The following is an 11,110-nucleotide window of genomic DNA, read 5'->3' on the forward strand; positions in this document are numbered from 1 at the left end:
AACACCATGGCCACGCTGCAACGCTACCGCGCGACTCGAGACCGCACGACGCTTCCGGTAGCCGCATCGTCAGGGTGTTGTCATCGCCCGGTAGCGCTCCCCCGGTGGTGCGGCCCCAACCACCTACAGCGGAAGGGACGGCAATGGATCAATCCGCGCGAGGCGACAGCGAGGACGGCACAGCACGCGCCGCATCCAGCGGCTTTCGCTACCTCCAGCGCATCGACGGCTCATGGTCGCTCATCGGTGATGACGGTTGGGAAATGAGCATCGACGACCTCGAATCCGATGCGAGGGCCGCGCTCGCCGCCGTGGCGTTCGCGCCGATCGACATCGATCCACTGTGGGTCGTGGACACCGAGATTCGGTGATCACCATGTCGTGGTGGGTGTTCGCGATCGGTGTGGTTGCCGCACTCGTGTTGACCGCGGCCGCGTACGCGGTGGCGTGGTTCTGGCCGCGTCATACGCCGGACGGGCGCAGCGTGGCCGAGATACGGCGACGGCTGCGGGAGGAGAGCAGCGCGATAGACGCGGCCGTGTGGCCGGCCGGGTACCCGCATGATGCGCCCGACCGACCGATGGGAGAACCCGAGGCGCAGCGAACCATGCAGTGGCACCGGTCGTGTCGGGTCGGCGAGTGTCCACGCAAGACCGTGGCGTGGCGAACGCTGGTGGAGGCGGGGAGGATCACACCGGATTCGGGACGCACCTATTGATCGGGTACATCGCTGTACGGCAGCCGTCTTCGCACCGCCTCTCCTCTCCGGAGCATCGGCGTGCAGTGGTCACAGGCCCGGATGGATCGGCAGTCGTGAACGCGCCGCGCGGCTCCTTCTGCGAATCATGACGCCGTTGTTAGGGAATCCTGACGACACTCAGGACTGCCCGGATGCCGCACCGGCCGGGCTACTACGAGCTGCTACACCACTCTTACATACACAACCGTAGGTGTGTCCGGGTCACGATTGCTTGGAAGGGCCTGGCCGGGTTCGGACGGATTGACACACTAGCTATCTACCTACCCCTCGCGCCGGGACGAGATCGATTCCATGGCTGCGCGATTAGAAGTCGTATGCGGGCTCAGCATCGAGGATCTTTGCGAACATCGCGATCAACCCGGTTAGGTCGGATTCGGCCCGCGCCGCGTGGCAGGCACCGTGCAACTCGGCCAGGTCGGTCTTATTCCAGTCGAGTCCGGCACCCCGTTCGGAGAGGAGAAGGTTGAAGAACTCGCGAGTAGCACGACCATTACCTTCCCTGAAGGGGTGGGCGAAGTTCGTGTAGTCGTACAGGTACGCGATCCTGCGCGCGAGATCTGCCTCGGGAACAGCCTTGAGCTGCTTGAGAAGGTAAATCTCAGAGGCGACATGCTCCATCGGCTGGATGATGGAGCTTGGTGGGCAGAAGGACTCGCTACCCTTTTCGATGCCGACAGTCCGCACATGTCCTGCCCAGATGTACACGTCTTGAAAGAGCTGGCGATGGATCGCTTTCAGGTACGCCAAGTCATACGAGCGGTCACCCAGAAGGTCGGGAGCCTCGCGGAGTTCAATCACACGCGCCTCGACGAGGTCGTTCTCCGCGTCCTGCAACGCTTCGAGCGTTCGGGCACCGACGCGATTTCTAAGAACGTTCGTTCCAGGGATGAAATAGCCCTGCCAGTTCCGTTCGAGATCGCCGACGTCCCAAGGATGCGGCATTCCTCGTCCGACTACTGGACGTTGTACCGACTGCGGACGCGAGCGCTCAGCTCAGCCGCAGTGATTGTGCCGCGAGCGTAAGCAACCTGGTCGGCGCGGGTGGCATTCGTACTGCGCGAACCTTCGAGCTCAGTGCTACGGCGGATCGCCCGCACAACCTTCACTCGCTTCTTGACGCTCCTCACGTCGCTCACCTCAACACCACCTTTCGTCACCTGCCTCCAGAGTAGTCGACGGAACTGACATCGTGTCGATTCGCTGCCCAACTTCAATCGGTCGGCGTGAGTGAGCGTTCATGCCTGCCATGCTGCCGCCGAACATGCTCGCAGACGGTGTCAGATCCACCGACGCCCACCGCGGGTGCTGGCCGTGTCGGGCGGGTACGTGGGGCGTGGCCGATAGTCTTTCCTCAGCCGTGCGGCAGGAGGGCAGTGGATGGATCTGGACGCGTACACCTATGTGCACAGGCAGTCCTGGGAGCGGCTCGATCAGCTCGCGACCCGGCGCAAGCGGTTGTCGGGGGCGGAGACCGATGAACTGGTGCGGCTGTATCGGGTCACCTCGCAGCAGTTGGCTGCGTTGCAGACGCAGGGGGCCGATGCGGAGTTGATCGCCGGGTTGTCGGCCATGCTGACCCGGGCGCGGGGACGGGTGTTGAGTGCGCGCACCGAGATCGGCAAGGAGATCGGTTACTTCTTCACGCACCGGTTTCCCCTGGCGGTGTATAGGGCGTGGGGCTGGTGGGCGGGGGTGGCGGCGGCGTTCCTGCTCGGGTCGACGGTGTTGGCCTGGTGGGTGGCCGAATCGTCGCATGCGCGGCGCACCCTCGGGCTGCCGGAGAACGCGCCGGAGCTGACCGGGCCGGGTGGGGCGTTCGAGTCCTACTACTCCGAACATCCGAACGACGCGTTCGCCGCCCAGGTGTGGACCAATAACGCGTGGGTGGCCGCGATCGCGCTGTTCACCGGATTCCTCATGGTGCCCGCGGTCTACGTGCTGGTCATGAACGCGGTGAACCTGGGCATTACCGCCGGGATGATGGGGAACGCGGGACGGTTGGAGTCGTTCTTCACCTTCATCCTCCCGCACGGAATGCTGGAGCTCACCGCCATTTTCGTGGCAGGCGGCGCGGGGCTGAAGCTGGGGTGGACGCTGGTCGATCCGGGGCGACGCAGCCGGGTGCAGGCGCTCGCCCACCAAGGCCGGGCAACCGCCGTGATCGCAGTGGGATTGGCGGTAGTGCTGTTCGTGTCCGGTCTGATCGAGGGTTTCGTGACCCCGAGTCAGCTGCCTGATCCGCTGCGCATCGGGGTCGGCCTGCTGGCGGAGTTGATCTTCCTCGGCTACGTGTTCGGCGTGGGTCGCCGGGCGGCACTGGCGGAGGACCAGAGTGAGCACATGTCGAGCTACTCGATGGGGATCGGACCGGATCCGGCTGCGGTGTCAGGGCCTTCGACCTCGGCGGCAGCGGTCGGGAATTGATTTCCACTGGCCGCAGCGAGTCCAGCTCAGCTGCGGCCAGCGTTGCCGACAACTCTACACAATCGTTATGCCGACGCAACCCTCGACACGGACCGCGGGCGTATAAGCCGACCAGGCGAATCAGGCGGCGAGGGAGGGTGATCCGGCAAGATCGCTAATTTCCAGCTTCCCCGTTTTCGAGGCTAGGTAACGATCACCGTGATCGTTTCGTAGCAACTTCCGCGCCACCGGCGAGCGACCCTAAGGACCGCTTGGTGTGAACCCCGCCTGAACGTTTGCTTCGGTTTCGGACAAATCTCGCCACCAACTCGATCAACCCGCGTTCATCTGGTGTTTTCCGAGAGCAAGAGGCTATTGCCTGCCGTTCGCCAGATTTGAAACAAACTCTAAGTCCGTTTAACAGAGCTAAGGCCGTACGCACGTCTAGCAAAAGTCACCGAAAAGGTGGTGGCTACCCCGAGTGCCGTCCGGCGGCAATCGAATTTCGCTCTCACCGACCGGTCGCGCACCCATCCGCCGCCGCCCGGCAACGCCCCGACCGGGGGCTGCCGAGCAGCACTGCGATCTTCGTCACATCTCACCGCGACCTGCGGTTTTCCTCAGCCCGCGATCCGGACTATGCCCGTCGTGGTCCCCTGCAGCACATCGCCGGAATGCAGCAGCAGCGGCGAGGTCTGCAAGGGATCGGCGAGCAGCGTGGACGGAAGCCCGCGCTCGCTCACGACCTCCCCGGTATGCGGGTCCACGACCGTGAACGCGTAACCGTCCAGCGGAGTGGTGACCGGCAGACCCACCCGGCCCACCGTGTAGAGCAGTCCGTCGCCCGCCGACAGATGCGGCACGGCGGAACTGCGCACCGTGTTCTCCCACACCGTGCGGCAGCCGCCGCCGTCCACATCCACCCGCGTCATACCGCCGACGAAGGGAGCCGACGCCGGTTCCGCCGGACCCGCGCCCTCCGGCACCGCCGGATACGGATACCCGTAGGTGGAGGCCACGAACACCGACTCCCCGATGCCGACGGGCGAGTTCTCACTACCCGCCCCGCCGCGCGTCAACACCGGCCGGGTGCACACGAGTTCACCGCTGCCGGAACGGAATACCAGCAGGCTCACCTGTTCCGCCGCGTTGTCGACAATCGTCACATAGTCGGCCCCGGTGCTCGGCCCGAAGTAGGTGGGCGTGGAACCGGTCCCCCAGGACAGCTGCCCAGGCTTGCGCGCCGGACCCCGGTCGTAGGCCGCGCGCCACAACTGCACCGGCCGCCCGGCGGCGTCGGCGTCGAATTCGTAGAGCGCGTGCGTGGTCGCCACCGCGACCCGCCCGCTCGGCGCGGCCGAGATGCTGTTGGCCACCTGCTCCCCCGCGGGCAACCCGAGTGTTGCGACGGTACCGCCGAGCGTCACCGTGCCGACGATGCCGCGCGCGGTGGCGAACCAGACCGTGCCCGACCAGTCCGGCACCAGCCCGGTGACGCTGTCACCGTCCGGGATGGCCGCCGAGAGATCCACCGAATCGACCACGCGCAGTTCCCATCCGGCTCCGCTGCGCTCGTGCGCGATGCGCAGCAGCTTCCGGGTGCCGTCCACCACCACGAGGCGATCGGCATTGTCGAGATAGGCGTACACGCCACCGAGCAGCCCGCCCTTGGTCAGCTTCAGCTGCGCCAGCGACCCGGTGAGCACCCCCGCCGACCCACTGGCAAGCCCCGCCGATCCGGTGGCCGGACCCCCGGACCCGGTACCGAGCAGCCCCGAATCCGCCGGATCGATCAGATGCACCACCGGCGCACGGTCGACCACCCCGGTACACAGCGCCACCACCAACCCGTCGGACCCCTGCAACAGCGTCGGACAGGCCGCCCCCAACGGATACACCCCGATCCCCCGCGCACCGGTCCCCGGCCCGGGATACGGCACCACATCCGAGGACCCCGCATCCCCGTGCATGGTCGCCGTACCCACCGGCCCCAGATATGGATTCGGCTCCGCCAACGGCCCCCACCCGGGAGCCGCCGCCCCCGGCCCCGCCGCGATAGCCCCCAACATGCCGACCGCCAGCAGCCCCAATGCCGACAGTCCGATTCTCCGTGCTGACACAGCCGCCGATACTGCCCGACCGCTACCGGGTCCTCGGGCAATACGCCACTCCGGCCCCGGCCAGTGGGACCGGGTCTGGACTTACGACGCCAACTCCGCCCGGGCGGGCGGCTGCCAGATGCGGCTGCGCAGGTCGGTGCCGCGGATGACCTGGATGCGCCACGGGGTGAGGCGCAGTACGCGCAGCTTGGGATCGTCGGGGCCGTGCCAGAACTGGCCGAGGTGGTAGCCCGCGCCGCGGGGGCTGGTGCGGCGGTAGAGGTCCCAGACGTGGGTTTTGAGGGTGATGTCGTCGACGCCTTCGGCGGTCGCCTCCACCGCCACCGAGTTGTTGCCGGGTTTCCAGTAGGAGAAGCTGGTGTGCGGGTTGGCGGCCAGGTGCTTCTCCTTGACGGGGGTGCGGTAGGTGGCGAGCCAGCCGAGGGGTACGCCGTCGACCTTTTCCCACACCGGGATCAGGACGCGGGTGCGGGGGCGGTTGCGGGCGTCGACCGTCACCATGGTGGCGTAGTTGATGGAGCCGACGTAGGCGTTGAATTCGCTTTCCAGATCCTCGAATCGGGCGACCTTGGCGCTCATGAGGCGACTCCCTTCCGGAGAACTTCGATCACACTGGCGAAACTGTCCGAACCGTGCCCTGATTCCCGGGCGCGCAGCATGGTGGACTTGAGCAGTTCGGGCAGGGCGGTGTCGATGCCGCGGGCCGACTCCTCGTGCAGCACATGGTCGATGGTCGCTATCTGCACGTCCACGGTGGCGTCGTCGCCCGGGTAGCTGCCCTCGTCCACCTGGGTGGCGTAGCGGGTGAGGAAGGAGTTCACGGTGGCCAGCCAGCGAATCGCGATGGGGGTGAACTCCTGTGCCGCAACCTGTTCCGCGCCGACCAGGGCAACGCCGTGCAGCCAGCCGGTCATGGTGGACCACATGAGATTCAGCAGCGCCGAGTCGTAGAGGGCGGCGATACCGGCGTCCGCGCCGAGGTAGAGCGGATCGCCGAGGGCGGCGAGGGTCTCGCGGTGCGGTTCGAACGCGGCGGCGGCACCGCTGTAGAGGAACATCACCTCGGAGCTGCCGACGCCGGGCGGGGTGGTCATGATGCCGCCGTCGAGATAGTCGACACCGCGCGCGCCGAACCATTCGGCCGCCGCACGGGCCTGTTCGGCACCGCACGAGGTGAGGTTGACCAGCGCCTTGCCCGCCAGCTCGGACACGATCGGATCGGTGAGCTCCCGCATCGCCTCCTGGTCGAAGACGCAGACGAGGACCAGCGGGCTCGCCTCCACCGCCCGGCGCGGATCGGCGGCGAGCACCGCGCCCCGGTCCACGAGCGCCTGGGCCTTGTGCGCCGACCGGTTCCACACGGTGACCCGGTGGCCGCGATCGAGCAGCGCGGCGGCCAGCGCCGAGCCCATCTGGCCCAGGCCGAGTACCGTGACGGACTGCGGTGTGGTGTTCATCTCTTGTCTCCCTTGAGGTTTCAACGATTCTTGGCCGACCGGGATCAACATTCGCAGCCCGTGCGGGAGCCGACCAGTGACACGAATGCCGGGTATCACCAAATTCCTGCCATAGGCTGACGGGTATGAGCGTCGGTTCCGTAGCCCTGGTCGTTCCCGCCGACATCGGCGTGCCCACCTGGGATCTCTACGAATTGAGCATTCCGGCAACGGTTTTCGGAAAGCTACAGCCGGACCTGTCCCCCACCTGGTATGAATTGCGACTGTGCGGCACCGGTGATCGGAGCGAACCCGGCTCACCAGGCTTCACACTGCGTACCCCCTACGGGCTCGAGGGTCTGGTGGGTGCCGACACCGTGATCGTCCCATCGGTGCCGGACGACTGTGTCGATGAAGGAAAGCCGCTGCCACCCGATCTGATCGACGCCCTGCGCGCCGCGCACGCCGCCGGCGCCCGCATCGTCTCGCTGTGCACCGGAGCCTTCGCCCTGGCCGAGGCCGGACTGCTGGACGGCCGCCGCGCCACGGCGCACTGGATGCACACCGCGCAGCTGGCCGAGCGCTATCCCGAAGTGCGCGTGGATGATTCGGTGCTGTACGTGGACAACGGCGATGTCCTCACCAGCGCCGGGATGACCGCCGGCCTCGACCTGTGCCTGCACCTGGTGCGCCGCGACCTCGGCTCCCGGGTGGCGAATCAACTGGCGCGGCGCATGGTGGTGCCCGCGCACCGGCCGGGCGGTCAGGCCCAGTTCATCGAGGAATCGGTGCCCGAGACCGACGACCGCGCCCTCGCGCCGGTCATGGACTGGGCGCGCACCCGGCTGGACCGGCCGCTCACCGTCGAGGACCTGGCCCGCCGCGCCGCCGTCAGCCCCCGCACCCTCTACCGCCGTTTCCAGGAGACGACCGGCACCACGCCGCTGCAATGGCTGCTGAACCAGCGCCTGGCCCGCGCCCGGATGCTGCTGGAGACCACCCACCTGCCGATCGAGAAGATCGCCGAACGCAGCGGCCTCGGCACCGCCAACAATCTGCGGCACCATTTCCTGGAGCGGCTCGGCGTCTCCCCCGGCGGCTACCGCCGCAGCTTCCCCTGCCAGCCCCACGAGACCCGATCCCACGAGACGAACGTCGCCTGAAATGCGAAAAGCTCGATCCGGAATCCGGATCGAGCTCCTCATCTGGTGGGCGAGGGGGGACTTGAACCCCCACGTCCTTACGGACACTGGCACCTGAAGCCAGCGCGTCTGCCATTCCGCCACTCGCCCGAGCGACGTGAAAAAGTTATCACGGGGTATGCCCTAAAACGAAATCGCCTGGTGACCGGCCGTACACCAAGTTGCGGACCGGGCGGGAACCAGGGGCTTTCGCCAAGAGTTACAGGTGTGGACGATCGTGGATATCATGCAATCACCGTGTCCCTACGGCGACACGCCCTTCTCGCGTGTCGCCGTATCGGACGCGCCGTGCATGACACGGCGTCTGCAGACCACGACACGAGAAACGCTCGCTCTCGAGGGAGCGTCATGACCCGGGAGGAGGGGCGATGGGTATCGTTTCGCGGTTCGAACGTCGCCTCCAGGGAGCTGTCGGGGATGTCTTCGCCCGCGTGTTCGGCGGTAGCGTCGTGCCCCAGGAAGTCGAGTCGGCCCTCCAGCGCGAGGCCACCGATCACATCCAGGAACTCGACGGTGGACACCTGTTGGCACCCAACAGCTACACCATCACCATCAACGAGTCGGACCTGCGGCAACTCGAGGCCGACCACGATCTGACCACCCGCGCGTTCGCCAAACATCTGCAGGACTACATCCGCGAGCAGGGGTGGCAGACCTACGGCGAAGTGCACGTGGCGTTCGAGGCATCACCTACGCTGCACACCGGACAGTTCAGAACCCGCGGCCGGGTGGACCCGGACGTGGGCCGTCGGACCGGCCCACCACCGGCCTCTGAACGACCACAACGACCCGAACACCCGCAACCAGGAGCTGGCCCCATGACGCAGAACTCAGGCTACGACCCCAGCCGTGACGCCGCGGAGTCCGATCCACGCCGCGGTGGGTACGCACCCCCTCCGGCGGGCGGCCAGCAGGGCTACGCCGACCAGGGCTACGGCCAGCAGGGTTACGCTGATCAGGGCTACGGCGACTACCAGAACGGTTACGACCAGGGCGGCTACGGCCAGCAGGGTTACGGCCAGCAGGGTTACGCGGACCAGCAGGCGTACGGCCAGCAACAGGGCTACGCCGACCCCGCCTACGGCCAGCAGGGCTACGCCGATCCCGGCTACGACCAGCAGGGCTACCAGCAGGGTTACGACCAGGGTGGCTACGGACAGCAGCAGGGCTACGACCAGGGGTACGGCCAGCAGGGCTACGACCAGGGCGGCTACGGCCAGCAGGGCTACGACCAGGCGTACGGCCAGCAGCAGGGCTACGCCGACCCGGGCTACGGCCAGCAGGGCTACGCGGACCCCGGCTACGACCAGGGCGGCTACGCACCCGACGACCAGTACGGCCAGCAGGGCTACGGGCAGCAACCCGGCTACGGCCAGCAGGGCTACGGACAGGCTCCGGCGGCCCCGCCGCACGGCGGCTCCAGCTACTCGGCCACCCTCCAGCTCGACGACGGCAGCGGTCGCACCTACCAGTTGCGTGAGGGATCCAACATCATCGGCCGCGGCCAGGACGCGCACTTCCGGCTTCCCGACACCGGGGTGTCCCGTCGCCATATCGAGGTGCGTTGGGACGGCCAGACAGCCATGCTCTCCGACCTCGGTTCGACCAATGGAACGCTGGTCAACGGCTCGCCGGTGCAGGATTGGCAGCTCGCCGACGGGGATGTCATCCGCGCCGGGCATTCCGAGATCCTGATCCGGATCGTCTGATCCCGTAAGCTCGCGGTGCAGGTCACGATATGGCCCGAGAATCCTCGGTCGTATCGTGATCGCAACCGGTCTACGGCCCTATGATGCTGCCAACACTCACGCGGTGGCGAAACCCGGCCCGTGCTGACAGGCAACACCGGTTGGGGGTCGACGAACCGTACCTACAACACGGTCGAACAGGAGGTGGAGCACCGTGCAGGGATTGATCCTGCAATTGACCCGTGCGGGGTTCCTGCTGCTGCTGTGGCTGTTCGTGTGGGCGGTGCTCCGGACCTTGCGCAGCGATATCTACGCGGCATCCGGCATCAGAGTCGCGCCACGGTCCCCGAGTGGTTCCGCGGTGCTGCCATCGTTTCGCCGGGGCCAGAAGGGCGCCAAATATCTCGTGGTGACTCAAGGCTCACTCGCCGGCACCCGCATCACTCTCGGCACCCAACCGGTGCTGATCGGGCGGGCCGATGATTCCACGCTGGTACTCACCGACGACTACGCCTCCACCCGCCACGCGCGCCTGTCGCCGCGTGGTGAGGACTGGTACGTCGAGGATCTCGGTTCCACCAATGGGACCTACCTCGACCGCGCGAAAGTCACCACGCCGGTGCGGGTTCCGCTCGGCACCCCCGTCCGTGTCGGCAAGACAGTGATCGAGCTCCGATCGTGACACTTGTTCTCCGCTACGCAGCGCGCAGCGACCGCGGTCTCGTCCGAGCCAACAACGAGGACTCCGTCTACGCGGGTGCGCGGCTGCTCGCGCTCGCGGACGGGATGGGCGGCCACGCCGCCGGTGAGATCGCCTCGCAGTTGATGATCGCCGCCCTGGCCCATCTCGACGACGACGAACCCGGCGACGATCTGCTCGGCAAGCTCGACCGCGCGGTGCGCGAGGGCAATGCCGCCATCGCCGATCAGGTCGAGGAGGAACCCGAACTCGACGGCATGGGCACCACGCTCACCGCCATCCTGTTCGCGGGCAAGAAACTCGGCCTCGCCCATGTCGGCGACTCCCGCGCCTACCTGTTCCGCAACGACGAGCTGACCCAGATCACCCGGGACGACACCTTCGTGCAGTCGCTGGTGGACGAGGGGCGCATCACCCCGGAGCAGGCGCACACCCACCCGCAGCGTTCGCTGATCATGCGCGCGCTCACCGGCAACGAGATCGAGCCGACGCTCATCGTGCGCGAGGCCCGCGCCGGTGACCGCTACCTGCTGTGCTCGGACGGCCTGTCCGACGTGGTCAGCGACGAGACCATCGGCAACACCCTGCGCGAGGGCACCACCGACGAGGCGGCCGACCGGCTCATCGAACTGGCGCTGCGCAGCGGCGGTCCCGACAATGTGACCGTCGTGGTCGCCGATGTGATCGACCTCGACTACGGCCAGAGCCACCCCATCGTGGCGGGCGCGGCCTCCGGTGAGGACGAGGACACTCCCCCGCCGAACACCGCCGCCGGGCGGGCCGCCGCCATGAGACCGCCGC

At 67.2% G+C, this 11,110-nt stretch carries 11 protein-coding genes and 1 tRNA gene; 6 read left to right on the forward strand and 6 right to left on the reverse strand.

Annotated features, from left to right (window positions below; all coding sequences use genetic code 11):
• The first annotated feature begins 143 nt into the window (after positions 1–143).
• Positions 144–371 carry a hypothetical protein gene (locus QK444_RS05035; protein WP_282777519.1) on the forward strand — a complete coding sequence of 76 codons (228 nt, stop codon included), beginning with the start codon at positions 144–146 and terminating at the stop codon, positions 369–371.
• A gap of 692 nt (positions 372–1,063) precedes the next feature.
• Here the strand turns inward: QK444_RS05035 and QK444_RS05040 are convergent.
• Together QK444_RS05040 and QK444_RS05045 are read right to left on the reverse strand one after the other, a co-directional pair.
• The gene (locus QK444_RS05040) at positions 1,064–1,702 is read right to left on the reverse strand and encodes a Fic/DOC family protein (RefSeq protein ID WP_282777520.1); all 639 of its coding nucleotides are present in this window, start codon (positions 1,700–1,702) and stop codon (positions 1,064–1,066) included.
• Between the two features lie 11 nt (positions 1,703–1,713).
• Positions 1,714–1,896 carry a hypothetical protein gene (locus tag QK444_RS05045; RefSeq protein WP_282777536.1) on the reverse strand — a complete coding sequence of 61 codons (183 nt, stop codon included), beginning with the start codon at positions 1,894–1,896 and terminating at the stop codon, positions 1,714–1,716.
• Positions 1,897–2,137: 241 nt separating this feature from the next.
• Between QK444_RS05045 and QK444_RS05050 the strand changes: the two genes are divergently transcribed.
• Positions 2,138–3,184 (forward strand): stage II sporulation protein M, encoded by a 1,047-nt coding sequence (locus QK444_RS05050; protein ID WP_282777522.1) that lies wholly within the window; start codon positions 2,138–2,140, stop codon positions 3,182–3,184.
• A 599-nt stretch (positions 3,185–3,783) separates the two neighbouring features.
• On the opposite strand, the gene QK444_RS05055 is transcribed toward QK444_RS05050, so the two are convergent.
• The 3 genes from QK444_RS05055 to QK444_RS05065 all read right to left on the reverse strand — a co-directional run bounded on the left by QK444_RS05055 (position 3,784) and on the right by QK444_RS05065 (position 6,740).
• Positions 3,784–5,232, reverse strand: coding sequence for a hypothetical protein (locus QK444_RS05055; RefSeq protein ID WP_282777538.1), 1,449 nt, complete (start codon positions 5,230–5,232; stop codon positions 3,784–3,786).
• A 132-nt stretch (positions 5,233–5,364) separates the two neighbouring features.
• Entirely contained in the window at positions 5,365–5,862 is a 498-nt protein-coding gene (locus QK444_RS05060; RefSeq protein WP_282777524.1) for a pyridoxamine 5'-phosphate oxidase family protein, read from the reverse strand.
• The gene (locus QK444_RS05065; RefSeq protein ID WP_282777526.1) at positions 5,859–6,740 is read right to left on the reverse strand and encodes an NAD(P)-binding domain-containing protein; all 882 of its coding nucleotides are present in this window, start codon (positions 6,738–6,740) and stop codon (positions 5,859–5,861) included. Before QK444_RS05065 ends, QK444_RS05060 begins: the two co-directional genes overlap by 4 nt.
• 125 nt (positions 6,741–6,865) lie before the next feature.
• Between QK444_RS05065 and QK444_RS05070 the strand changes: the two genes are divergently transcribed.
• On the forward strand, positions 6,866–7,882 hold the full coding sequence (locus tag QK444_RS05070) for a helix-turn-helix domain-containing protein (RefSeq protein WP_282777527.1): 1,017 nt from the start codon (positions 6,866–6,868) through the stop codon (positions 7,880–7,882).
• Positions 7,883–7,925: 43 nt separating this feature from the next.
• Here QK444_RS05070 and QK444_RS05075 read toward each other — a convergent pair.
• Positions 7,926–8,011 (reverse strand) — tRNA-Leu (locus QK444_RS05075).
• Positions 8,012–8,289: 278 nt separating this feature from the next.
• On the opposite strand from QK444_RS05075, the gene QK444_RS05080 reads away from it, so the two are divergent.
• From QK444_RS05080 to QK444_RS05090, 3 genes are all read left to right on the forward strand, one after another.
• Positions 8,290–9,630, forward strand: a complete 1,341-nt coding sequence (locus QK444_RS05080; protein ID WP_282777530.1) for a DUF3662 and FHA domain-containing protein — start codon at positions 8,290–8,292, stop codon at positions 9,628–9,630.
• Between the two features lie 193 nt (positions 9,631–9,823).
• Positions 9,824–10,291, forward strand: coding sequence for an FHA domain-containing protein (locus QK444_RS05085; protein WP_282777532.1), 468 nt, complete (start codon positions 9,824–9,826; stop codon positions 10,289–10,291).
• Positions 10,288–11,110: PP2C family serine/threonine-protein phosphatase (locus QK444_RS05090; RefSeq protein ID WP_282777534.1), on the forward strand; the 823-nt coding region annotated here is incomplete at its 3' end. The genes QK444_RS05085 and QK444_RS05090, both read left to right, overlap by 4 nt.

Source organism: Nocardia sp. CC201C (genome assembly GCF_030010695.1).
GTDB classification, from domain to species: Bacteria; Actinomycetota; Actinomycetes; order Mycobacteriales; family Mycobacteriaceae; genus Nocardia; species Nocardia otitidiscaviarum.

Bases quoted from the DNA above. Each gene is read 5' to 3' on its own strand.
- QK444_RS05035 (WP_282777519.1), top strand. From the start codon at position 144: ATGGATCAATCCGCGCGAGGCGACAGCGAGGACGGCACAGCACGCGCC.
- QK444_RS05040 (WP_282777520.1), bottom strand. From the start codon at position 1,702: ATGCCGCATCCTTGGGACGTCGGCGATCTCGAACGGAACTGGCAGGGC.
- QK444_RS05050 (WP_282777522.1), top strand. From the start codon at position 2,138: ATGGATCTGGACGCGTACACCTATGTGCACAGGCAGTCCTGGGAGCGG.
- QK444_RS05055 (WP_282777538.1), bottom strand. From the start codon at position 5,232: ATGTTGGGGGCTATCGCGGCGGGGCCGGGGGCGGCGGCTCCCGGGTGG.
- QK444_RS05060 (WP_282777524.1), bottom strand. From the start codon at position 5,862: ATGAGCGCCAAGGTCGCCCGATTCGAGGATCTGGAAAGCGAATTCAAC.
- QK444_RS05065 (WP_282777526.1), bottom strand. From the start codon at position 6,740: ATGAACACCACACCGCAGTCCGTCACGGTACTCGGCCTGGGCCAGATG.
- QK444_RS05070 (WP_282777527.1), top strand. From the start codon at position 6,866: ATGAGCGTCGGTTCCGTAGCCCTGGTCGTTCCCGCCGACATCGGCGTG.
- QK444_RS05080 (WP_282777530.1), top strand. From the start codon at position 8,290: ATGGGTATCGTTTCGCGGTTCGAACGTCGCCTCCAGGGAGCTGTCGGG.